General features: G+C 53.5%; 21 protein-coding genes. 10 read left to right on the top strand and 11 right to left on the bottom strand.

Going from position 1 to position 24,185, the window contains the following annotated elements; translation table 11 throughout:
- Positions 1–523: 523 nt before the first annotated feature.
- The 4 genes from R3C20_22625 to R3C20_22610 all read right to left on the bottom strand — a co-directional run bounded on the left by R3C20_22625 (position 524) and on the right by R3C20_22610 (position 4,602).
- Positions 524–1,018 carry a response regulator gene (locus R3C20_22625; protein ID MEZ6043302.1) on the bottom strand — a complete coding sequence of 165 codons (495 nt, stop codon included), beginning with the start codon at positions 1,016–1,018 and terminating at the stop codon, positions 524–526.
- Between the two features lie 94 nt (positions 1,019–1,112).
- On the bottom strand, positions 1,113–2,423 hold the full coding sequence (locus R3C20_22620) for a hypothetical protein (GenBank protein MEZ6043301.1): 1,311 nt from the start codon (positions 2,421–2,423) through the stop codon (positions 1,113–1,115).
- A 71-nt stretch (positions 2,424–2,494) separates the two neighbouring features.
- The gene (locus tag R3C20_22615; GenBank protein ID MEZ6043300.1) at positions 2,495–4,102 is read right to left on the bottom strand and encodes a hypothetical protein; all 1,608 of its coding nucleotides are present in this window, start codon (positions 4,100–4,102) and stop codon (positions 2,495–2,497) included.
- Positions 4,103–4,443: 341 nt separating this feature from the next.
- Positions 4,444–4,602 carry a hypothetical protein gene (locus R3C20_22610; GenBank protein ID MEZ6043299.1) on the bottom strand — a complete coding sequence of 53 codons (159 nt, stop codon included), beginning with the start codon at positions 4,600–4,602 and terminating at the stop codon, positions 4,444–4,446.
- An 86-nt stretch (positions 4,603–4,688) separates the two neighbouring features.
- Between R3C20_22610 and R3C20_22605 the strand changes: the two genes are divergently transcribed.
- Positions 4,689–5,789, top strand: coding sequence for an HD domain-containing protein (locus tag R3C20_22605; GenBank protein ID MEZ6043298.1), 1,101 nt, complete (start codon positions 4,689–4,691; stop codon positions 5,787–5,789).
- A gap of 54 nt (positions 5,790–5,843) precedes the next feature.
- Here R3C20_22605 and R3C20_22600 read toward each other — a convergent pair whose 3' ends face one another.
- Complete coding sequence (locus R3C20_22600; protein MEZ6043297.1) at positions 5,844–7,382, bottom strand: YifB family Mg chelatase-like AAA ATPase; 1,539 nt, start codon at positions 7,380–7,382, stop codon at positions 5,844–5,846.
- 368 nt (positions 7,383–7,750) lie between these two features.
- Between R3C20_22600 and R3C20_22595 the strand changes: the two genes are divergently transcribed.
- The 4 genes from R3C20_22595 to R3C20_22580 all read left to right on the top strand — a co-directional run bounded on the left by R3C20_22595 (position 7,751) and on the right by R3C20_22580 (position 11,034).
- Complete coding sequence (locus tag R3C20_22595; protein MEZ6043296.1) at positions 7,751–8,503, top strand: carboxypeptidase regulatory-like domain-containing protein; 753 nt, start codon at positions 7,751–7,753, stop codon at positions 8,501–8,503.
- A 146-nt stretch (positions 8,504–8,649) separates the two neighbouring features.
- Positions 8,650–8,817, top strand: coding sequence for a hypothetical protein (locus R3C20_22590; GenBank protein MEZ6043295.1), 168 nt, complete (start codon positions 8,650–8,652; stop codon positions 8,815–8,817).
- A gap of 33 nt (positions 8,818–8,850) precedes the next feature.
- Positions 8,851–9,657, top strand: coding sequence for an SGNH/GDSL hydrolase family protein (locus tag R3C20_22585; protein ID MEZ6043294.1), 807 nt, complete (start codon positions 8,851–8,853; stop codon positions 9,655–9,657).
- Between the two features lie 432 nt (positions 9,658–10,089).
- Positions 10,090–11,034, top strand: coding sequence for a hypothetical protein (locus R3C20_22580; protein MEZ6043293.1), 945 nt, complete (start codon positions 10,090–10,092; stop codon positions 11,032–11,034).
- Between the two features lie 179 nt (positions 11,035–11,213).
- Here the strand turns inward: R3C20_22580 and R3C20_22575 are convergent, their stop codons facing one another.
- Together R3C20_22575 and R3C20_22570 are read right to left on the bottom strand one after the other, a co-directional pair.
- A complete protein-coding gene (locus tag R3C20_22575; GenBank protein MEZ6043292.1) occupies positions 11,214–11,564 on the bottom strand; it encodes a Rid family hydrolase in 351 nt (116 codons plus the stop codon).
- 293 nt (positions 11,565–11,857) lie between these two features.
- Positions 11,858–12,328: a division/cell wall cluster transcriptional repressor MraZ gene (locus tag R3C20_22570; GenBank protein ID MEZ6043291.1), complete on the bottom strand. Its 471-nt coding sequence runs from the start codon at positions 12,326–12,328 to the stop codon at positions 11,858–11,860.
- Between the two features lie 366 nt (positions 12,329–12,694).
- Here R3C20_22570 and R3C20_22565 point away from each other — a divergent pair, with 366 nt between their 5' ends.
- The gene (locus tag R3C20_22565; protein ID MEZ6043290.1) at positions 12,695–13,462 is read left to right on the top strand and encodes a hypothetical protein; all 768 of its coding nucleotides are present in this window, start codon (positions 12,695–12,697) and stop codon (positions 13,460–13,462) included.
- A gap of 70 nt (positions 13,463–13,532) precedes the next feature.
- Here R3C20_22565 and R3C20_22560 read toward each other — a convergent pair whose 3' ends face one another.
- Genes R3C20_22560 through R3C20_22550 form a run of 3 tightly spaced genes read right to left on the bottom strand, consistent with a single transcriptional unit; the run spans position 13,533 to position 16,458 of the window.
- Positions 13,533–14,627, bottom strand: coding sequence for a ThiF family adenylyltransferase (locus tag R3C20_22560; protein MEZ6043289.1), 1,095 nt, complete (start codon positions 14,625–14,627; stop codon positions 13,533–13,535).
- The gene (locus tag R3C20_22555; GenBank protein MEZ6043288.1) at positions 14,624–15,499 is read right to left on the bottom strand and encodes an MBL fold metallo-hydrolase; all 876 of its coding nucleotides are present in this window, start codon (positions 15,497–15,499) and stop codon (positions 14,624–14,626) included. Before R3C20_22555 ends, R3C20_22560 begins: the two co-directional genes overlap by 4 nt.
- Before the next feature lie 11 nt (positions 15,500–15,510).
- The gene (locus R3C20_22550) at positions 15,511–16,458 is read right to left on the bottom strand and encodes a hypothetical protein (GenBank protein ID MEZ6043287.1); all 948 of its coding nucleotides are present in this window, start codon (positions 16,456–16,458) and stop codon (positions 15,511–15,513) included.
- 503 nt (positions 16,459–16,961) lie between these two features.
- Between R3C20_22550 and R3C20_22545 the strand changes: the two genes are divergently transcribed.
- Positions 16,962–17,444: a hypothetical protein gene (locus R3C20_22545; GenBank protein MEZ6043286.1), complete on the top strand. Its 483-nt coding sequence runs from the start codon at positions 16,962–16,964 to the stop codon at positions 17,442–17,444.
- 258 nt (positions 17,445–17,702) lie between these two features.
- Positions 17,703–18,188, top strand: a complete 486-nt coding sequence (locus R3C20_22540) for a macro domain-containing protein (GenBank protein MEZ6043285.1) — start codon at positions 17,703–17,705, stop codon at positions 18,186–18,188.
- On the opposite strand, the gene R3C20_22535 is transcribed toward R3C20_22540, so the two are convergent.
- Positions 18,169–18,837, bottom strand: coding sequence for a hypothetical protein (locus tag R3C20_22535; GenBank protein ID MEZ6043284.1), 669 nt, complete (start codon positions 18,835–18,837; stop codon positions 18,169–18,171). The two genes, R3C20_22540 and R3C20_22535, sit on opposite strands and share 20 nt — an antisense overlap.
- A gap of 465 nt (positions 18,838–19,302) precedes the next feature.
- Here R3C20_22535 and R3C20_22530 point away from each other — a divergent pair, with 465 nt between their 5' ends.
- Positions 19,303–22,515 carry a DUF1553 domain-containing protein gene (locus tag R3C20_22530; protein ID MEZ6043283.1) on the top strand — a complete coding sequence of 1,071 codons (3,213 nt, stop codon included), beginning with the start codon at positions 19,303–19,305 and terminating at the stop codon, positions 22,513–22,515.
- 107 nt (positions 22,516–22,622) lie between these two features.
- Complete coding sequence (locus tag R3C20_22525) at positions 22,623–24,101, top strand: DUF1501 domain-containing protein (GenBank protein ID MEZ6043282.1); 1,479 nt, start codon at positions 22,623–22,625, stop codon at positions 24,099–24,101.
- Positions 24,102–24,185: the final 84 nt, after the last annotated feature.

Here is a 24,185-nt window from a genome sequence, read left to right as displayed (position 1 = left end):
AAAAACCGAGGCATCGTCAACCAGCTCAATGCGAAACTGCGTCTCCATCTCCAGCGCGGCGGCGCTGTACCGTGGCAACCACCAGCCAGATAGTCATGAATCACTGCGGATGATAAGGAACGACGTTCATGAACACTGTGTTCGTCTGGGAACACTGTTCGTGTCGCTGTTGGCGTGCCCCCATTTTCTGTACCACGGGAAAAGCGAGTCAGGGCTGGGTTAAAGGTAACGGATTGGCCTGCTGAAATGGAGGGAGCGCAGCGACCGGAGTGGGAGCAGGCCAATCCGTCGCGGAAACGACTGTGGAAGCTCTCCGCGTAGCCGTTCTCCAACGAAGAACGCTTCCGGGTTTATGCCCGGAGCCTATCGAGACGGAGCCTATCGAGACTGGGTAGTTCGTTCACTGAATGAAGTTCTTCCCTATGATCGTTCCTGCTAATGCAGAACCCGGCGGATCAGGTGCAGGACCGGAAGGATCAGGACCTAAGCGAAGAGTCGATTGAAGAAAAGACCCCGGTGCGACTTACTCAGTTTCGTTGTGGTATGCAGACGCCAGAGCGGTTGAGACGGTTGCGACCAGTTGCCTGCGCGGGACGGGCTTCTTCAGAACAGAGAATGCGTTGGCTTCCTGAGCTTCGCGACAGATCTGCTCGCTGGTATCGGATGTGATCAGAATGCAGGGTCTCAATGCGTCCATCCGTTTGAGAACCCTCAGGGTCTCAAGCCCGGACATGATGTGCATATGCATATCCAGAAGGACGATGTCAATTCGCTGTTTGCGGACAATTTCTACGGCTTCTTCGCCTGATTCTGCCTCGAACACCTCGAGAATTGGCCCTCGGTGGCTGGCAGTCTCATGAGACTGTTCAACGACTTCAACGTTGGTGGAGGCGAGTTCCAGCGCGTCGCGAAGCACCTGACGAAAGGCTGAATTATCGTCGGTGATCAAAAGCTGGAACGGTTTATCGACGTTAATAACCATATCTGCACCTGATTCGATCCCTGAATTCCAAGACACATCCGCATCCTGCACGTGCCATTTCAAACTCTGGCTCTCTGGCCGACGTGCAATTTTTGCGGCCTGGTGGGGAAAAATCCAGCCTGTAATCGCCTCAATGCGCTTGTTGTGGAACGGTTTTTTCATCCTTCGATTCGACTGTGGCCGCTGGCTCTGCGAATTCTTCCGCCTCGGGGTGATCGCTGCGCCACTGTTGCCAGAATTCGGCTGGCGTCGTATTCCGCCACAGAGCCAGGGCATTTCCGACGTGAGAGTAGAACGTGTAGTTCTGATCAATCTGCGACTGAGGAGCATCAATCGCATCCCGAATCGCCCAGTCGGCCCCGTGCCGGACGATATTTCGGTCCGGGTGGAATCGCTCCGGGGCAATGGCCAGCCATTCCAGGTGATGCCCTGTGGCGATCACGCGTCGGTGAGGTTTTTCCCTGGCGTCTCGATTGGCTTCCGCACCAGCACCATCCTGCCAGTTCGGTGGCCAGGCACCATCCTCTTCCTGTGAAGCGATGATCAAGTCCCTGACGTCAAGAATGTAATTTTCGACGTCTTGCCTTGTTTCATCTGATAACACAGATCCGTCATACATTTGATTCAGGCGAAGCAATGCCATCAGGGAATACACGCGATGAGTTCCGAGGCAGACTCCGTGTTTCTTGTGGTTTCGCATCAGTCGGTCTGCCAGCAGATCAAAACTGATTTCCCGTCCCTGGCCATTGTGCCAGCGGTTGATATGTTCCGGGGCCAGCCAGAACCCAAACGCCATCACTGACCATTCTGTTTCGCGTTCGTCCAGCTGAAAGTCTCGCAAAGCCTGATTCAACACATCTCGAAACTGAAGTTGTCGGCGGGGAGTGTATACGGGGGTATCCAGAGTTACGCCAGCTTCTGTCAGACATGCCAGAAGATGGTCGTGGTGCACGCTGGCTGTCATGTCAGCACCCCATCGAATGGAAACGCCATCATCCATGGGTTCCAGAATCGGTTGGCCACTGTCTCCCCACGAAGCGATGTACTTTCCGGTGTCGAGCAGATAGTCCGCCATCTGAGGACCTGAGATAAGATCCGGATTCTGGAATTCGATCTGGTTTCCCCAGACTCTCAGCGCGTGTTCCACGTAGTTGGGTCGAAGGTTCTTCTGACTGAATCGTGGCAGGATCTTTCTGAGCACGGCGGCGAGTTCTTCTTCACTGACAACCGTTTCATCGTCGTAGAGTGACTGGATTCGAGTGGGAATGGTGCCCGATACGATGACATCCACAGGCACAGGTCGATTCAGTAACTCAGCGGCGACCTGACGCTGCTGAACGTCGGGCAGAAGGTACCACGAAAGCAGGAAAGCCGAAGCAACGCCAAACTGAGTCAGCGCGAAGGTTCGAAAGGTTGTACTGATTCGATTGGGGTGCGACATGATAAGCCAAATCTGAATTCAAATAGTCCCGGGCAACAGCGTGAATGACATGATGCTGCTGTTGCGTATTCTTAGATGGGCGTGTTGCGCACGAAAACGACGGCCTGATTGTCCTGGTATGACGCATTCCAGTCCTCGCTTTGGCTCAGATTTTTGAGCAGACGTGGCTGGGCTTCTTTGTCGATGATCGCCAGATTCACACCATATTGATCCATGAGTGAATCCCAGTCATTCGGGCCATGGATCAAACGCAGGTAATCGTTCCAGACCATTTCCGGGATGACATGGACGTGAAGATTGACCATCGGTTGAATGGATTCGGGCCCCGCATTCATGACGAACCCTGCCCATTCTGCCGGAACGAATGCCAGTCCCTTTGGCCATGACTCTTTCGAATTCAGATACTCAATCAGCTGAACCGGAGTCTGTCTGGACACCAGGCGAGCCGGATCGGCGACCCGACCGTGAACGACCTGAACACCGAAGTGTGTGAAGGAAAAGAAAATCCAGCACAACCCGATATTCACGACCGTCCAGAGCCCCCGCGACGGGTAGGGTTCGGTACGTCGTCGTCGTTTGAAGGCGAGTCGAACGGCGGCAGCCGTGTGGGTACTGATGGAAACAGCCATCAGCGGTGCCCACCAGTTAATCATGCGAAGCGACCAGCATGCGAGCAGTCCCATTGTCACAAGCGGCAACAGTTCCACGAATCGAATCCGCCGCGGACTCAAGTGCATCGCGCCAAGTAACCAAAGCGTCATTCCGGCAGCGACCTGTCCCTGAATCGTACGGATGGACATAGGGAACCATTCGCCGATGGATTCGATATTCGGGTTGGCGGAAATCTGAAGGACTTCCTGGTAGATGGATAGCCCCGCGGGATTTAACAGAACGGCTGCCGCGCAGAGTTGGGTCAGCATGACGGTCTTGTCGAATTGCGAGTCCAGTATGGCCAGACGCAGCGATCTGGATCGAACCCAGATGTCCAGAAGTCGCCCCGCTCCGGTCAAAGCCATCAATGTCAGACCAACGGAGAAGGATCCGTGACAGTTGGCCCAGACTGCGAACATCACGGGCATACATATCCAGGTGAATCGAGTGTGCCTTTGCCTGGCCATCGACCACGAAACGGTGATCGTGAAGAACAACAGTCCAACAATCTGCGGGCGGATGACGGTGAACTGGTAATGGTTAATCGTCGCGAAAATTGCAATCGCCAGTAGCCCGGCCAGCACAGAACCACTTTTCCGAGTGGTCCGCCAGCAGACGATGGCCATCATCGAGGCCACAATCAGTGCCGAAGCGAACTGGAGTGAGGACAAGCCGAAACCGTTGTACATGGCTGCCATTGCCAGTTGGACAAGCCAGGGGAAGTTGACCATAGGCATTCCTTCCGCCAGTTTCAGCAGCGGCTCCGTGGAGCTGACGTGCCCCGTCTCCAGGATACGCTGACCATAATTGATGTGGTCCCAGAGATCAGTATGCCAGAGTGGCTGAAAAGCCATCTGAAGGAAAATCAGACCAAGAGCCATTGTGCAGAGAACGGATACACCGGGCGTACGGAACCATTCAGGAGTCTTGTCCTCCAGGACGGATGCGTCGGGGAGCGTATTTGTGGTGGCAGAGTCTGAGATGGTCTGATCATCCGCTTCGACGGTTTCGTCTACGGCAGTCGTCATGATGTGGCAACTTTCCTGGTCGAGCAATTCCATCGCTCCATAACCGTGTAATTATCTCTGGTCGCACCTTCCGCCAGTACTGATGCCAAAAGTCTACATCGCGCGCAGGGATTGGCTTTCACCCAAATTCTGAATCGAACGTCTGGCTTCATCAGTTGTGTGAAAATATGCCAGTCAGGGCAGACTCTGGCGATTTCAGCAGATGTGCGGAATATTCAGATTTTGCGGAATGTCATTCTGCCACTTTCGATTCCCGACTGAACCAGCCGCTGTGCTGCGTGTCTTCCTTCAGGCTGTTCGGGTGAATGGCGACCTTGTGTGCCGAGTATCGGATTGCCAGACTATGCGGTCACAACACTATGCACGGTCACAACACTATGCACTGTCACAACCAGGAGTCCGGGTGGGCGTTCTGTCCGATAGTCCTGCGATACCAGCCGCTTTCGACCGACGATGATGTCTGTCGGGCCGAAAATAAATTGTGACTTGTTACACTTCACTCAGATGCATTTTTGCTGCTGCGTTTTTGGCATTGGAACTTGATGATGAAACCCGGGGCTGGTGATCCGACCAGTCCACCACTCTTATGACGGACGATAAGCTGAGGCGTGCAATCATTGTAGAAGCGGCTCGCCTGATGTATTCCCGTAGCGAGACCGAGTACTATCGTGCCAAACTGAAGGCGGCGCGTCGTCTGTGTCAGGGTTGGGTTAAGCCTTCAGAACTGCCCTGTAATGCTGAAATACGCGACGAGATTCAACGGATGGCGAGCCTTTTCGAAGGCTCATCACGCTACGATCGCCTGCGCGACATGCGTCTGGAGGCACTGCGGATGTTGCAGCTGCTGGAACGTTTTCGTCCCCGCGTCATTGGCAGTACTTTGACAGGCCACATTCGCAGAGGGTCGGACATCGACCTCCATGTGTTCTCTGTGTCCAGCGATCCAATCGAGCGACTGCTGGAAGAGAAAGGAATGACGTTTCATATAGAACGCAAGCAGGTACGGAAGCACGGCGAAGAGCGGGTCTACACGCACATCCACATCCAGGATCGATTTCCGATTGAACTCACAATGTATTCGCCCGAACTCGTTAGTTTCGGGTTCAGGAGTTCCATTACGGGCAAGGCCATTGAAAAAGCGTCGCTGCCGGAGTTCGAAGAGTTTCTGAAACGTGAATACCCCGAACTTGAAGCGAATGCGGCTTTGCAGCAAACCGAATTTGAAGTCGATCGCTTTCAGGTCTACCGATCACTCCTGCTGCCGCTGGGATCGGTCATGCAAGGCAGGAAACATCACCCGGAAGGTGATGTCCTGTTTCACTTGCTTCAATGTTATGAACTGGCGATTGATCGATTGCCATACGATGAAGAGTTTCTTCTGGCTGCATTGCTGCATGATGTTGGAAAGGGAATTGACATGGATGATCATGTCGAAGCAGGTTTGCAGGCACTGGAGGGCTTTATCACTGATCGCACTGCGTGGCTGATACGACATCATATGGACGTGCATCTCATTCGAGATCGAACAATCGGTTTCCGCGCACATCAGCGACTGAAGGCATCACCGGATTACGAAACATTGTTGTTGCTGGGTGAGTGCGACCGAGGCGGTCGAGTGCCCGGTGCCGATGTCGCAGATCTCGAGGATGTCATCGATGAAATTCGCGAATTGTCTGCATACACCTGATCGCCTGCGGTGGGCATGCCAGCCTGCCACCAGAGTTTGCGGGTTCTGTTTTCGTCAGGCTTGCCAGTAGGATCGGTCCAGGGTGCGATAATTAATCGCTTCACTCAGGTGGTGGACTGCAATTTTATCGCTCCCGTCCAGATCAGCGATAGTCCGGCTGATGCGAAGGATCTTGTCGTGAGCTCGAGCAGAAAGTCCGGTTTCTTCCATCGCATTCTTCAGCAGTTGTTCTGCGTCATTCTCCAGACGGCAGAATTTCCGGATTTGCTGGGGCTTCATTTTCCCGTTCGCAAGCGTCCGAGTTCCTTTGAATCGTACGGATTGACGCGACCTTGCCTCAACAACTCGTTCCCGCATGCTTGCGCTGGAGGTGCCTTCAGACTTGTCTGAGAGTTCTCGGAATGGCACTGGGGGTACTTCGATATGGATGTCGATTCTGTCGAGCAGAGGGCCACTGATTCGACTCAGATATCGTTCGACCTGCACCGGACTGCAGCTGCATTGTCGTTTGGGGTCTCCGCGGAAGCCACACGGGCAGGGGTTCATCGCAGCGACCAGCATGAGGTTCGCCGGAAAAGTCACACTGCCCATAGCCCGCGAAATTGTCACACAATGGTCCTCCAGAGGCTGCCGCATGACTTCCAGTGTCCGGCGATTGAATTCAGGAAGTTCATCCAGGAATAAGATCCCGTTATGCGAAAGGCTGATTTCACCAGGTTGGGGAATGCTGCCACCACCCACGAGACCGGCTTCGGATATCGTGTGATGTGGCGATCGAAATGGTCGCCGAAGCATGAGCGGTTGCCCGGGTTCAAGGCGAGCAACTGCGCTGTAGATCCGAGTTGTTTCAAGGCTCTCTTCCGGTTCAAGTTCGGGAAGGATGGTACAGATCCGTTGCGACAGAAGTGTTTTTCCCGTGCCGGGCGATCCAATCATCAGTAGATGGTGAGATCCTGCTGCAGCGACCGTAACAGCACGCTTGGCAGATTCCTGTCCTTTTACATCCACGTAATCGATGTCGTAGGTTCCGAATGTCTGTCTCGCAGAGTCCCAGCTGAAAACAACAGGATCCAGGGGAAGCTGCCCCGTCAGAAATCCAACAGCTTCGGCCAGAACACCACAGGCAATCACATCAATGCCTTCCACGACAGCGGCTTCCTGAGCATTCGCTGCCGGTACGACGATGTGAGTCATTCCGGCATCTCGAGCAGCCAGTGCCATGGAAAGCGCCCCACGAATCGGTCGGAGCGACCCGTCCAGTGCAAGCTCCCCAATATAGATGGCTCGACGACCGGGGTCTTCGTCAATTTGACCATCCGCAATCAACAGCCCAAGGGCGATGGGTAAATCGAGGGATGCAGCCTCCTTCGGCAGATCAGCCGGACTGAGGTTGATGACGATTCTGTTTTCGGGCCGCCCGTAGCCACTATTGACCAGGGCTCGTTCAATCCGATGGACACTTTCCTTCACCGCCGCTTCGGCTAATCCGACCAGAATCGTTTTTGGCAGAGCGCCAGGCGAAATGTCGACTTCCACTTCGACTGGAAGAGCTTCAATGCCAAGAAGGGTGTAAGTGTGAAGTCGAGAGAGCATGAATAATAGTTACTCCTTCGGAGATTCCGAAGAATCGCCCGGTGTCAGGGTCACTTTAACACCCGCAGTGTGACACCCGGATCGAATGCGTGCAATTCAAGACACTTTCATGACGGTTACGCACACCTCGTGCCAGCTGTGCCAATGGCGTTGTTCCCAACGTCGGGAAGCGGTCGACGCCGATCGTGGGACACCCGAATTCGGTGTTCGACTTTGTTGATTCCAGGCCGTATAAATGACGGGCAGGATGTAAGGATTGCCGACGGGCACCGTCATCCCGGCAAGACATGAAGCGTTATGAAACTGTGTGGAAACCTTGTTCAGATTGTTTCCGAACGACACCATTCCGGAACAGGAGATAGAACCTGATGAAGAAAATTGCATTGACCGTAGCGTGTGGACTGCTTTGCTCAGCCAGCGTTCTGGCAGATGGCTGGGGCGGAATTAAAGGCCAGGTGGTCCTGAAGGGCGATGCACCAGAGCCTGTGCTGCTGCACGCGAAGGGCGCGCCTATCAAGGACGCAGCTGTCTGCGCGGCTGCCGATACTTATGCAGACGACCTGGTGGTCGACAAGGACACCAAAGGTATTGCAAATGTCTTCATCTATCTCGCGAAAGCGCCAAAGACGATCCATCCTGATCTGAAGGATCCCAGCCCTGCCAAAGTGATCTTCGATCAGAAGGGTTGCCAGTTTATCCCGCATGCTCTTACGCTGCAGGCAGGCCAGACTGTTGAAGTCATTTCACACGATGCGATCGCTCACAATACCCACACAAATCCAATCAAGAATACAGCTCAGAACGTCTTGATTGCTCCGAATACCGCGGAAGGATCAGGGGTCGACATTGAAAACAAACTGGCAGAACGACTGCCGTTCAAGGTCACCTGCGATTATCACCCATGGATGACGGCCTACTGGCTGGTTGTTGATCATCCTTACTGCGCTGTCACCGATAAAGAAGGCCGATTCACCATCGAGAATCTGCCGGAAGGCAGCCACACGTTTATCGTTTGGCACGAGAAGAAAGGGTACCTGGATCGTAAGTATGCGGCGACAGTGAAGGACGGACAGGTTTCGGAATTGAAACCCATCGAAGTCAATCCGTCTGACCTGAAGTAGTATCCAGGACTTTCTGCGTTTCAAATTCAGGCGACTTTCCTCAAGGGAAGTCGCCTTTTGTATTGATGCCCGTTTAGAATTCGAAAATACCCCCGCCTGCACACAAAATGACGTGCAACCGAGATCGACCAGAAGGGCGTCGTTTCATGAAACATCACCTGGGAATGTTGCTTCAGATCATCGCACTTGGTGGCCTGCCGACAATTGTTGTGTTTCAGTTGTTCTTTGGCTTTCGACTGATTGTGATGCCCGTTTCACTGACCATCGGGGTCATTGTGTTCTGGTTGGGAACCAGTCTGAGAGAATCGAACTAGAAGTGCCTTTCGTTGCAGAAAAGAGCCATCACTATGATGACAAAGTTTAAGCTCAGGGTTCTGGCGGCTGCGGTTGTTTGCGCCGTTCAGATGACTTTTTGTCTTCCATCTGGCCATTGTGCAGAGCAGCGGGTTGCGTCGGACACGGCTCAGGTACCGCAGCAGGATGCACCGAAGGACCGCGCACCAGCAAAGAAGCGGACGGTACACCCGTCATTGGTTCCTGTGGAAGAGCAGGAGGGACTGCCAAGAGTCCTGTTGATAGGTGATTCGATTTCGATGGGCTACACAGTGGCCGTTCGTAACCTGTTGAAAGGCAAGGCGAATGTGATTCGCCCTCTGACGAATTGCGGGCCTACAACCCGCGGTGTCGACCAGATTGAGCAATGGCTTGGAGATGGCAGGTGGGATGTCATTCATTTTAATTTCGGACTTCATGACATCGTCTTCTTTTCCGCGGATGGTAAAACTCGCGTCGAACCTGACGTTGAAGGCGCACGACATCAGGTCATTGCTGAAGACTACGAGAAGAACCTTCGGCTTCTCGTCGCCCGTATGAAGAAGACAGGAGCACGTCTGATCTGGTGCACGACAACTCCTGTGCCTGCCGGATCCGCAGGACGGAAGGCGGATGAATCAGTGCTCTACAACGAAATTGCCGCAAAGGTTATGCAGGAGTATGGCGTGGCGATCGATGACCTGCATGCATTTGCTTTGCCACAGCTTGAAGAAATTCAACTGCCAAAGAATGTGCATTTTTCGCCGGAGGGCTCAAAGGTTCTGGCAACCCAGGTTGCGAAATCCATTTCTGAATCACTGGCAAAGCCTGCTGAACATTAGATCGAACCTGCAGAGATTTCTGTTTCAGCAGAAGCTCGCGATCTCAGGGATCGCGAGCTTCTTTGTTTTGGTATGCTGGGCGTTTTGGGGTCAGCGGTTCGGTTGTATTGTCGGGGAAGTTTTTTCCAGTTGCGAATGCCCGGCTTCGGGACCGTCTGGAGGGAGTTGTTCAATTCGTTGTTCCGAATGCGCGATGCGGGCCGATAAAACACAAGGAATGGTTCGTGTCGGTGTCGCAGCGAAGACTGCTCATTCGCAGGGAAGCGATTGATTCTGTGGATGGACTCACGGACGCGCCTTCACGTGTTTTTGCCCAACCCGGCTCGCATAAAACAGCTATGTCTTCATGGATGCAGACCGGCTGTTGCGAGCCGGGAGGCAAAATCCTTTCGTCGAACGGAATCACCGAACACCTGAGAGGCTGGCGCTGACATGAAGTCGACGCAACTCACTTTGATCAAGACCGCGTGTTTTGTCGTGGCATTTCCAATCTTCTTTGCCGACGTGCAGGCACAGGTCGTCCCTGGCACCGGTGTGAGAATCACGAATGTCGGTGACGACTTCGAAGATGAAAACTGGAAGTGGATCCCGAATGGAGAGAAGGCAAGTCGAGAGCAGGACGAACAAGTCCGGTCTCCGACTGGCTTTTCAAATAACCGGCATTGGTTCGAAAGCCCGAAGCGTGGAATGCCTGACTATATCTCCCGAGTGGAAACTCCTGCAGGTGGGATCCCGGGAAGCAAGGGGGCATTGAAGATTCAGACGCTCAATTCAGGGGTACCTGGTCGTCCGTCAGGCCAGATGGAGCAGGACGATTTAATCATGTCCTGTTCGTCCCGGGTTGGAGCCATTAGTGCGGGTCGCAATCCAAGTTGTACAACTCGGCTGTGGATCCCTCCTTACGATCAGTTCGAACGTCGATCTGGCACCCATTTCGGGTACCGCGTTGATTTACGAACCACCATCTCTGAAAAGAAGAAGACGTTTCTGATTTCACGCACGATTCGCAAGCAGGAAGATTACTGGCCCGGGTTCTTCATTGAGTTCCACAGCAAACATGACCCCCGATATTCGGAAGACGAAGCGGTCCTGCTGGTCCGGGGAAATAATCTCGGTCAGGAGGTTCGCGGTCCGAAGCTGACTCCCGGTTGGTGGACGCTGGGAATGTCAGTCACATCCGATGGTCGCGTTCACTACTACGCCAGTCCCGGCGTGGATAACCTGACCGCCGCCGACCATGTGTACTCCAGTTTCCCATACGGCTATCAGGCTGAGTACTTCGCCACACACTTCTACAACATCTGCAACTTCAACGACGGTCGAACCTGGTCGACACCGTTTATTGTGGACGACCCTGCCGTGTTCACAATGCGATGATGCTCAGATCGGGATGACAGCGACACTTTCATCCATCAGCAACAGATGAGTTGCCCGTGATTCAACGGAAAGGCCAGGAAGAGATTCTTCCTGGCCTTTTCGAATTGAGTGACTGGATGAATTGATGAAACCAGTTTGCTGCGCAGGGGGATGTACCCGCATTTCTGGTGTTGCCTGCGTCATTCTGATGCAGCGGCAGCATGGATGATCATTTCGATGCGGCAGTTGCCCTGTAAACCAGCTTGAACGCAAGCGCGAATCGGAGCGTTCGAAGGCGGCACCCATGCATCCCACTGCTCATTCAGTGTTGGGACATTAGTCAGATCTGCCAGAAAAACTGTGACTTCCAGAATCTCTTTTCTGGTGCTTCCAATCTGGTCCAGAGTTTCGTCAATCTGCTGCAGGATCTGACAAATCTGATCCTTGACCGGCGCCTGCTGGTTTGATGCAACTTCAACCCATCGGGCCGTCTGATTGAAAATCACCACGTCCGACCATCGCTCTGAATTTCCAAGTCGAGTAATGCGCATTGGGGAGCACTGGGGGGAATTTGCTGGCCAGTTTCAGGTTCACTACGCTGTTGCCGAGGGAATAAAAATCGGATCGAAGAGAGAAAAGCAGCATCCCTGCCGCAGGGCCATCCATGGATGTGCTCTTCGGTCAAACTGCCTGAGTGAGTAAGCAGTTTTGGAGGGTACCGTGTTGAGTGGAGTAAGCTGGCTTTTCTCTTCTTCGATCCGTTCTGCGTCCAACAGTCGATGAATCGACTGAATGATGTTTCATGTCGGCGTGTTGAGTGAACACGTGAAAGCAGGTTCAATGGTTATTGCGTCAACTGTTTGAAAAGATCCCCGAAATCCGGCATCTCCTGTTTCAGGACGTCCAGCCAGATTTCAGGATTCCAGATTTCCACGCAAATGACCGCCCCGACAACAACAACTTCCTTCCCTGAATCCACTCCCAGAAAAGAACGGAAGCCATCAGGAATAAGCAGCCGGGATCGGTTTGCAAGTCTGGCGGACTGATGACGGGTGCTAAGCAACCGTCCAAGTCGCTGCACGTCACCCCATCGCTGTTCCATTCGCCCGGAATCAATCTTTTGCTTTAACAGATTCAGGCCACTGTCGAGTCGGTGTTGCCAGTCATCCGGTTTCCAGAGACTCAGGCAGCCTGATCGTTCTTTCGCGACGATAACGCTTCCGTCTTCTGTTGAGATTCCATCCAGAAGTTCTGGCGGAAGTTGCACGCGAAAACGATCGTCGATCGTCCGCTTGTACTCCCCGGTCAGAAACATTGGTTCAACCTAAACAGATTCTCAGAATAGTCACAGGGAAGACCTGTGCCTGACAGCGTATCGGGCAGAGAACCCACTTTCAACTGGTTTTCAAAGATCGTTTGGGGTCTGAAACCCACAACTGATGCGAAGAGTACGATTCCTTGTGGTGTCAGGCAAGGAAGTGGCCTCTGCTTTCTGTGGAATTTGACGGAAACGCAGTCTTTGACGATTCGATTGCAAATGGCACCATTTCAGAGACAGTTTGCGGAGGGATTCTGCGAGACATCTCTGCCGAGTTGCGCTGCGTCTCTGAAAAGGCGTCCTTGCTCGCACAGGATTCAACTTCAACGGACCAGAGTTCAACTGACCAGAATGGTGGAACGAATGAGAACCGGACTTTTGATGGCCCTCCTGATGGCTTACCCGACGGCCATAGTTGCTGCGGCTTCTTCTGAGGTTGTGAATTGCGAAGGCCGTTATCAACATCATCTTCAGGGCTTCTGTCTGGATGCCAACGCTGTCTACTGGAGCTTCACGACGACGCTGGTGAAGACAGATCGCCACGGAAAGCTGCTTCACAAGGTCCCGGTTGATAACCATCATGGGGACGTCTGTCTGCACGAAGGTCGCTTATACGTCGCTGTGAATCTGGGGCAGTTCAATCACCCTGACGGCAAAGCTGATTCGTGGGTTTATGTCTACGATGCGAGCGACCTCAGGTTCATCTCCAGGCATGAATGCCAGCAGGTGTTTCATGGTGCTGGAGGGATCGCCTGGTTTCGAGATCACTTCTTTGTCGTCGGTGGTCTTCCGGATGCCGTTGAGGAAAACTATGTCTACGAGTATGACGGTGCATTCAACTTTATTCGTAAACATGTAATCCAGAGTGGTCACACACATCTTGGAATTCAGACTGCCACCTGTCGGAATGGCCAATGGTTCTTTGGTTGTTATGGGGACCCGAAGATACTCCTGGTCACCGACAGTCAGTTTCGACTTCTGGGGCGATTCGAATTCGACTGCTCGCTTGGTGTTGCAACGGATGGTGACGCGCTGTTTGCGGCGAGTGGTAAGTGTTCGGGTGAGGGCTGCGGCGGGAATATTCGAGCTGTGGTTCAGGACGACAGTCGCGGGCTTCGTGATCAGGAATAGGTCCCGTCTGGTCAGGGTTTGCGTTTCTGTCCGTTCTTCGCAGCCACCAGCTGAGACCCTCCGGGGGGTATCACGACCCCACGTATCGCGAATAGATCGTTCGTGCCGCAGCGGGGTCTTCCGTTCCCTTGATGATGGCCCGGCCGTCCGGGAACAGTGTCAGTTCAATGGGACCAGCACCTGGATCGTGTGCTGCGGGCGCTTCAATCTGCAGCCGAATCAGAAACGAATTGCTGGTCACTTTGCCCAAATGGTTTAGACGCGCGGCCAGTTCATCCAGGCGGATCGCCAACTTTTCCGGCGGGCTGATTTGGACCGCATTTCGTCCGCAGAGCACTGTGGATCCGGATCTGTGAGATCCATCCAGCCAGAGCCGTTCGCCCTGATGGCATGCGGGGCAATCCGAACGTTCACGAAGGGTGGATACGTCCATCTGGCGAAAGGTACCGTCCCAGACATCGACGATTGTCAGCGTCAGGGGGACACCGTCAGGTTGAGACAGATTCGTTCCGGGGCGGGACAATATTCGTAATGCAACAGCCGCCTGTAACGAAGCAATCGCGCCGATAGCTGGTCCAAGTACCCCGGCTGTATCGCAGGTTTCCGTTGTGCCGGGTGGCGGAGGCAGGGGGATCAGGCATCGGAGGCAGGCGGACTTTCCCGGGAATACTGGCATCATCTGCCCTGCACTGCCGGTGCAACCGGTGAAGATCCATGGAATGCCGGTCTGTAACGAGACATCGTTGATCAGATAGCGGATCTCAAAATTGTCCGTCCCATCAAGGATCAGGTCTGCGCCGTCGACGAGTGACAGAATGTTCGTGAAATCAACGTCTGCAATGACAGGTTCAATCCGGATTTCAGAATTCACTGTCTGCAGACGGCTGGCTGCTGCGATTGTTTTGGGCAAATGTTGTCGGACATCGTCTTCTGTGAACAGTACCTGTCGCTGAAGATTGCTGAGCTCAACGAAGTCACGGTCCACGATTCGAACATGCCCGACGCCCGCACGTACCATAGCGTCGGCCAGCACACATCCAAGCGCGCCACAGCCGATCAGCACAACCTTTCGGGTCGCAAGCTTCTGCTGCCCATCCGGGCCGATCCCACGGAAGAGTGCCTGTTTGCGGTAGCGTTCCGATACAAATCCGGGTTCTTGTTTCATGACCGGCAGATCTCAATTTCAAGGCCGTCAAAAGCCGGGCGAACATGACTGGGCAGTTCGCTGCATAACTTGTCATAGTCCAGCGAATGCGACATGTGAGTCAGGTAAGCTTGTCGAGGTTCGAGTTGGCGAATGACTTTCAGTGCACCATCAACGCTCAGATGGGTGGGGTGGGGTTCATATCGCAGTGCGTCGATGATGAGAACATCCAGGTTCCTGAGTAAGTCGCGACTTTCTGCAGGCACCGTAGAAACGTCTGTGCAAAATGCGACGTTGCCGATTCGGAACCCCAGGATTGGCAGTTCGCCGTGTTTGAGTCGAATTGGTGTGACCGGCAGGCCAAGCATGTCGAACGTGCTGCCATGGTGAATTGTTTCAAATCTCAGTCGCGGGGTTGCATAGCGGTGAGACTGTTTTGATGGATCAGCAAACGCGTAAGAGAACACATCGCGAAGGCTCGATTCGACAACTTCTTCACAGTAGAGCGGTATCGAAATCGGATTCTGTCGGAGAAATTGTTCCTCGTCGAACGGCAGACCAGCTCTTTCTGCCTCCTCTTTTGCAGCATCGGCCGCCTGATGCTCGAGCCGAAATCCGAAAATTCGCAGATCATCCAGGCCAAGGATGTGATCCGCGTGGGCATGTGTGAACAGGACCGCGTGGATCCATCGAATCTTTTCGCGGACGAGCTGAAGTCGTAGTTCCGGGCCCGTGTCGATTAGGAAATTTCCTCGTGGAGCTCGGACGAGCACGCCGGATCGATACCGATGATTCTTTGGGTTCGTTGAAAGACAAACTTCACATTCACATCCGGCCATGGGGACGCCGACACTTGTGCCGGTGCCCATGATCGTCATCGTACTGATTGGCATCGGTCGGCCCGTTACTCTTCATAGGTTGCAGCAGCTGTTTTGTCGCCGATCGTCTTCAGTGTCGCTTTCAGGCCGTCCAGATTGAGCTTTAATGCCTCCCGTGTGTCCATTTCGGGGCGGTGGTCCAGGATTCCAATCGGCCCCTGATAACCGGACAACTGAATCGTCCGAATCATCTCTGTTTCGTGCCGACCGTCTCCGATTGGCAGGATTTTTGGATTTGCTTTTTCATTCATGCCATTCAGATTCAGACAAAGCAGAAAGGGCTTCATCAGTTCCAGCTGACTCGTAAAATCTTCAATGTGTTCGTGTCCATGATGAAGGTTGTACACGATGCCCACGTGTTCTGCGTCGTAGTGCTCCTTCAGGTATTGACAGACGGCAACCATGTTTTCTGGTTCACCGCTCCAGCCGCCGTGATTGTAGAGCCCAAGTGAGAGGTTCAGTTCTTTGCACTTTTCAACGTGTGGCAGAAGGCTCTGGGCAGCGGCCCTGACCTTCTCTTCATGGGTCCCTTGTTCCGGGGCACCAAACATCATCCAGATCTGCGGGTGGATATTGTGCTTCCTGATGAGCGGTTCCATTGCAGGATGCCAGCTCCAGAAAGCGAAGTACTCAATACCATGTTGTTTGTACTGAAGAATCTCATCTTCAAACGAATCGACATGTTCCGCTCGCCAGTCGTAGGCAACGCGGCGAATTCCCATCTCTGTAACCATGTTGGCTCGCTGTGCCGGATTTCGCTTTGCGGCGTCAAACGGCACGATACACCAGGCAACAAGCCGGGATCGGTCAAAATTTGTGGCACGTGCTTTGGCTTGACTTGTTTTTGCAGATTCGTCAGCCAGCAGCGGACATAGTGCCTGTAACTGCAGGCTCAGCGAGAGCAAAAGCAGCAGGCAGGTTCCATGCGACCAGCATCGGTATCCAGTACAAATTCGCGGGGCTTGAAAAAACATAGCAGGGCTCTGCAGTTTGTGGGAGACGGCATGCTGAGGACCGCATGATTGTCAAAGGTTACATCAGTCAGGGACAATAGCGGACGGTTGTGCGGATTGCATCCGTAGCGTGGTGTCCATTGTGTGGCAATGCATGGTGGCAATAATCAAAGCCGTCTCAATCCGTACCGCTGGTTCAATGGTGTTTGAACGTCGTGGCTGGAAGGACAGGACGCCGCTGGGCGCATCTGCACAACAATGCAGCAAATCCCGTGAACCCATTTTTGCCACAGCCCGATACATCTCCGTACGCGAATTCTGCTTAACAAGAACGTGTGTGTGGAATCAGACTGCTGTCCTTTACCCACTCTGCTGGGAGTTTCTCGCAGCCTGATAAGCGATTTTGCTGATGTAGTTCAACCATGTCATGGACGCGACCCTGGAATATCACGATTTCAATTGGCCTGCATTGATGCCGCTAATTGTGTCAACAGAGATCACAGTAATCACTTGCTGGTTTGCCCATGTCCATAGAAGAACTGCTTGAACAGATGGAGCAGTATCGATTACGCAGGGAGCAACAGGACTACAGACCTGACTGGTTGAAGCAATTCATCCGGAAAGCCGCTTGCCTTTTCGAACCGCTTGCCGATTTTGGCCGCGTTGGCTACGACTGCCGCGTGGATGAAAGGGGCTGGATCCTTTGCATGTATCTTGGAGCAACAGAAACGATTGGCGGGCCGCTTGACGGGCATATCGATCATGCTGGTTTTCGAATGGATCTGAAGCATCTGCAATCGCTTTTCGTGCGAATTGATCGCATGGAGTGGTATTCAGTCGCAAACAAAGATTCGAGGACTCCGGAACAGTCGATTCGTTCATTACTTTCCGTACATGGTGTGGTCGGCGAGGCAAATGAAATCAAACTTGAATTGATGGCCGTTCCCCCCGACTTTGTTGGGCCAGGCCTTCACTGTCGCCCCAACGGAATGATTTTCGAAACTTAGCTCGGGCAAAAAATCGGACTGGAATCAATGGAACCGCCACTGTCGGTTCCCGAATATCGGGTCGGGCAACGGCACTCCTGCAGAGACACGGGCTCTGTGGGAGTGCCGTTCCTGTTTTTGCGGTATCCCGTTGTTCCTGTGTTTTTCAGTCAATCCTCACGATGCCGGCAAATCTGACGGACAAATTCACGTTCCAGTCAGATCCTCCCGTTGCCTGACAAAGAGTTTTGGGAATGGCATTGTGGGAGGAAAATCGGGATGCGGGTAACTGTTGTTGAGGGCAACATTGTCAATCAGCCCGTGGAAGTCATTGTCAATGCATGGAATCGCAACATCATTCCATGGTGGCTGCTGCTTCCGCAGGGTGTCTCCGGAACGATAAAACGTGCCGCTGGTTTGGCACCGTTCCGCGAACTTGCCCGTCTCGGCCCGCTGCCACTGGGCCATGCTGTAGAGACATCAGCCGGTCGTTTGCCAATTCGGGCAATCATCCACGTTGCCGGAATCAACATGTTCTGGCGATCAACAGAACGTTCTATTCGTGACAGTGTAAGAAATGCTGTTCTGTTGGCAGCGGACAGGAAGTATCGTTCGATGGCCATACCTCTGATTGGTGCCGGGACAGGTGGTCGAGATGCTGGTACGGTTTTAGCGTGGATTGAGGATGAACTCAGCCGGTGTCAGTACGATGGTGAAATTCGCATTGTTCAATTCAGGAAATCACTCACCGATTCAACTGCGTGAGAGGTCCTGCCGTCAGAGTGGAGATCGGCACAATTCTGGTTTCAATCGTGAGACCAAAACGCGTCGCGATGGACACAGCGTCTTCACAAAATTCCTGAGCCTGCATTTGAGTATCAAAGGTCTCGAGAAGAATCCAGTGCGGCTCCCTTTGACGTTCTTCGATCAAGTACGCTGTGATTTCTTCATCCTGGAGCAGCGTTTCTGCATATTGAACTGCGTTCCAGTGAGTGCTGAAAAGATAGATGCCGAAGTCGGTCCAGCTTCCATGGTCGACACTGCCGCTCCAGTCATATCGGTGCACCTCGGTCCACTGGCCATCTGCCCTCCTGGCCCAGATGATAAAATCAACCGGCAAATCCGAGATGTCTGCTGACCAGACTTGAAAGTCATACATGGCATCGAGGAATGAAACCGACGAATAGGTTGTTTGGATCCTGGCATCACGCGTGCCTGGAAGCGGTTCCCTGGCTTGCAGGGCAGGATTGGCGATGCACAACGACAACGCGAAAAGGAAGCCGACCGCCAGAGTTTTCGTCAAAGCAATGCCACCTCTCTGTGTTGGTTCTTCTTTAAGAACGACAGTGTTGTCGTGACGAAGGGTCTGCATGCTTGTGGAAGACGTTGCCGGGATTTGATTTGTGTGATTCATGTTTGGGCTCCATTGCTGAAGAGGGAAAACTCTTCGTGCGAAGCGAGAAACAGAGTCAAACGTTACGCGGCTTCGCTGGCTTCAGCAAAATGGGGGCCTTCATACATCGCGCGTCCGGTGTGCAATTTGTGCGATTCTGCACAATGCGTGCGGCTCCGCAATCTGGAATCGTGCGTAGCTCACTTTAAGACGGTCGCGCAGGACAAAACAAAGCCTTCCGGGCAAAATCGGTTGACAAGGTGGCCGTTGGAATGTCAGTCTGAGGAGTGTTTCGAGAATAGCCCGCCCCAATTGAAGCCCCGCCAAACGCCCGCATTTGTTGAGGCTTCACCCGCCAATCACTTTCCCTGAACTCAAAAATCATTTTGAGACCTGACTTCGAATCCGTCTGACCGATGCAGAACGCTGCATCTCTCAGTGTCGGGGTCCCCGATGTCATTCTGAAACTCATACGAGGTTTTCATGATGGTCGCTCAACAAACATTGTTCAACGATGATGGCAAACCCGCGACAAGTCTGATCCGTTTGTTCGTTGCTGCCTTTTCATGCCTTCTCTTCCTCCCGAAGTTGGAAGCATCCGGCGACAGGCTCATTGAATACAATCGCGACATCCGGCCAATTCTTTCGGACGCCTGCTTTTCCTGCCATGGTCCGGATAGCGCGTCACGGAAAGGGGATCTGCGACTGGACCAGTCTGACGCTGCGCGAGATTCGGGAGCCATCATTCCCGGGAACCCAGACGACAGCGAAATGATTCGTCGGATTCTCAGCGACGACCATGATGAGATGATGCCGCCGCCGGAGATGAAAAAAGAACTGTCTGCTGAACACAAACAAGTGCTGGTCGACTGGATCAGGAGCGGGGCCGAATATCAGAAACACTGGTCCCTGATTCCTCCACAACGTCCCGAGGTACCAACCGTCACTGGTGCAGACGAATTGATGGACTGGCCGAAGAATGCGATCGACCATTTCATTCTGAAGAAACTGGTTGAGAATGGCCTGACTCCGAACGATGAGGCCGATCGCTACACACTGGCACGTCGCGTGAGTCTGGATCTGACCGGATTACCCCCGCGACCTGAAGTCATTCAGGCATTTGTGGAAGATCGTTCTGAAGGAGCCTATGAAAATCTGGTTGATCAGTTGCTGGCCTCGCCAAAGTGGGGTGAGCATCGCGGACGTTACTGGCTTGATTACGCTCGTTACGCCGATACCCACGGAATTCACTTTGACAACTTCCGTGAGATGTGGTCGTACCGCGACTGGGTCATCCGGGCATTCAACCAGAATATGCCATTCGACCAGTTCACAATGGAGAATCTTGCTGGTGATCTGCTTCCCGATGCGACCCTGGATCAAAAAATTGCCAGCGGCTTCAATCGTTGCAACATGACAACCAACGAAGGTGGCATCATCGACGAAGAGTATGCCGTGCTGTACACGCGCGATCGAACCGAAACGGTTGCACAGGTCTGGATGGCGATGACTATGAACTGCTGCGTCTGCCATAGTCACAAGTTCGATCCGATCAGTCAGGCTGAATTTTACCAGATGTCGGCCTTCTTCAACAACAGCACACAGAAAGTTCGCGACGGCAACGTTAAAGATACTCCCCCGGTTATTGTTGTGCCAAGAAATGAAGACCGGGCCCGGTTCGAAGAATTGCCAGCACTGATAGCCAGTGCGGGCAGTCAGGTGAAAGAACGACGCAGGCTGGCCCGTCCGGAGTTCGATGCATGGCAAATGGAGGCAAGTGCGGCCTCACTCGGTCCGCAGATTTCTGCTGAGCAACTTGTCATGCAGGCATTGCTCAACGAAGGGGATGGTCGACAAGTGGAGATGAAGGTCGATGAATTGGCTCAAACCGTTGATCTGAACGACTCCGCAACCTGGAAGGACGCGCCAGGCGGAAAGGCGTTGTCGGTGCAGGGCGTTGCGTGTGAACTGCCGCACTTCGGCGATTTTGAATCAACCGAGCCGTTTTCTGCCTCCGTTTGGCTGAACATACCGGCGAGCGATGGCAGTGGCCCCGTGTGTGCCCGAATGGACAGCAGCAACGCCTATCGGGGTTGGGATGTGTGGGTGCAGCAACGGCGTATTGGTATGCACATTATTCATTCATGGCCCGATAAGGGTTTGAAGGTTGTCAGCAAAGAGCAGCTTCCGGCGAATGAATGGGTACATGTTGCGATCAGCTACGACGGAAGTCGCAAGGCGTCTGGTCTGAAGATCTACATCAACGGCAAGTCGCAGGCAGCCAATATCGAAAACGATAAGCTGGACGATTCCACGATCCGAACCGAAGTGCCGTTTCGAATTGGTCAGCGGAGCGGGAATGAAGCATTCACCGGGGATGTTCAGGACCTCCGAATTTATCGCCGCGTTCTGTCGCCTGACGAAGCAGATGCGATTGCCCAGCGCAGTCGATATGAAGCCACTCTTGCCAAACCGACCGATCAGCGAAGCGTGGATGAACTGGACCAGCTCTACTCGTTCTGGCTGAATCGGTTCGATCAGCCTTTCCGGCAGTTAACATCGGAGCACGCGGCTCTGAAGAAGGAAGAGGCTGACATCCGAGCACGGGGCACAATTGCACATGTCATGAACGAACGCGATGAACCAGCCACCGCCTACGTCCTGCACCGGGGCGAGTATGATCAGCGGCGCGAACAAGTGTTTCCTGCCACACCAACCGCAATCCTTGGCTATCCGGAGGATGCGGCGAAGAATCGACTGGGTTTTGCGAAATGGCTGATGCGTCCGGACCATCCGCTGACCGCTCGCGTCACCGTCAATCGCTATTGGCAGGAGATCTTTGGTACCGGGATCGTTCGGACAGCAGGTGACTTTGGTGTCTCTGGCGAACTCCCGTCTCATCCTGAATTGCTCGACTGGCTTTCCATTGAGTTTCGCGATTCGGGATGGGACATCAAGAAACTTGTCAAACTGATCGTCTTGTCTGCGACCTATCGCCAGTCGGCTGTTGTCTCTGCTCAAAAGCTGGACAACGATCCGTCGAACCGTCTGCTGTCACGCGGCCCGCGTTTTCGTATGGATGCTGAGATGATTCGCGACTACGCTCTTGCTGCAAGTGGATTGCTGGTCGACAGGATCGGCGGGCCCAGTGTCAAACCTTACCAGCCGGCTGGGGTCTGGGAGGCGATTGCGATGAATGTCAGCAATACTCGCAGCTATCAGCGTGATTCGGGAGAATCGCTGTATCGCCGCAGCATGTACACCTTTGTGAAACGCATGGCACCTCCGGCTTCGATGGACATCTTCAACGCTCCCAGTCGGGAATTCTGCGTTGTACGTCGCGAACGAACCAACACACCGCTGCAGGCCCTTGCCACACTAAACGATGAACAAATGATTGAAGCGGCCCGCCATCTTGCTCAGCAATTGATTGTGACAGCCGAAAATGATGTCGAAAAACGCTGGGATCAATTGGCTATGCGAGTGCTTTGTCGTGAGTTTCATACCCGGGAAAAAGCTGTGTTACGCGGTTCACTCAAGCAACTCTCGAACTGGTATCAGGAACATTCGGAAGAAGCCGCAGCGTTGGTGAAGGTGGGGGAGAGTGTTGCTGATCCATCGCTGGATGTGATTGAACTCGCCACATGGACGATGATTTGTAACGAAGTGATGAACCTGGACGAAGTTGTCACCAAATAGCAGGGAATCGCTGGACGTTTTCCATTTACCACGTCGTCGAGGCAATCTGTCGCAATGATGGATCATGAACTGTCGTCGATCCGGAATTTCGATTCGGAGGAGCTGCCATGTTGAATGAACTGCAAAGAAATATCACCCGGCGATACCTGTTTTCCAGGGGATCACATCTGCTTGGCACGGCTGCGCTGGCATCGCTGATGGGGCCGGATGCCATGAGATGCCCTGTCGCCGGAGGTGCAGAAATCCCGTCTTCGAATCCCGGGCATGCCGGTGCCATTCCAACCACGTTGCCGCAAAAGGTCAGGAATGTCATCTACCTGCATATGGTGGGCGGCCCATCGCAGCTGGACCTTTACGACTATAAGCCTCAGATGAATGACTGGTACGACAAGGATCTGCCCGAGTCTGTCCGTAACGGTCAACGACTCACAACTATGACCAGCGGTCAGGCTCGGTTTCCGATTGCTCCCAGTATGTTCAAGTTTGAACAGGCGGGACAGTGCGGCATGTGGGTGACAGAGTTACTTCCCTGGACAAAGAAAGTCGTTGACGACATGGCCTTTGTTCGGAGCATGTACACGGAAGCTATTAATCATGAACCAGCCGTTAGTCTCCTGCAGACAGGGAACCAGGTCACGGGGCGACCTTGTCTCGGATCATGGATGTCGTACGGACTTGGATCACTGAATGAGAACCTTCCCGCTTTCGTCGTTATGGTCGCCCGTCCAACCAACACCGAACAGGTTCAGGCGATTAGCGCTCGCTTGTGGTCATCAGGTTACCTGCCGGGAGAACATGCTGCCACGGCACTGCGAACAGCTGGGGATCCAATCCTGTTTATCAATAATCCGGATGGTGTTTCGTCGAATGTTCGGCGAACGACGCTCGACGGTATCTCGAAACTGAATGAGCTGAATTATCGGGCGATAGGAGATCCGGAAATTCATACTCGCATTCAGCAATATGAACTGGCCTTTCGCATGCAGAGCAGTGTGCCGGAACTCACCGATATCGCGAGCGAATCACAATCGACGTTCGAACTCTACGGGGACGCCGCAAAGCAGCCGGGCACTCTGGCCAACACGATGCTGCTCGCGCGTCGAATGGTGGAACGCGGTGTTCGCTTCGTCCAGATTTATCACAACAACTGGGATACCCACGCGAATGCCGCCGGACGACTGCCCGATCAATGTCGGGACCTGGATCAGGCAACATACGGACTTATCAATGATCTGAAGAACCGAGGCATGTTCGATGAGACACTGATTATCTGGGGCGGCGAATTCGGTCGAACGATCTATTCCCAGGGTGGTTTGTCGAAAACCAATTATGGGCGCGATCATCATCCGCGATGCTTTACGATGTGGATGGCAGGCGGTGGATTCAAGGGCGGTACGATCTACGGTGAGACAGATGACTTCTCCTACAATATCGTTCGAGACCCGGTACACATCCGTGATTTTCATGCCACTGTTCTGCATCAACTCGGCTACGAACACGAAAGAATGACGTTCAAGTATCAGGGCCTCGACCAGCGACTGACCGGTGTCCTGCCTTCCCGCGTTGTGCACGAAATCCTGAGTTAAACGTATTTGATCCTGCTCCGAAGACTGGTGAATTGGCAGAGATCCCACCGGCGAATCGCTCGGCGACAAGGACCTGCTGATGCG

The sequence above is a fragment of the Planctomycetaceae bacterium genome (genome assembly GCA_041398825.1).
Lineage (GTDB): Bacteria > Planctomycetota > Planctomycetia > Planctomycetales > Planctomycetaceae > F1-80-MAGs062.
This window is presented reverse-complemented; position numbering and strand designations above follow the sequence as displayed.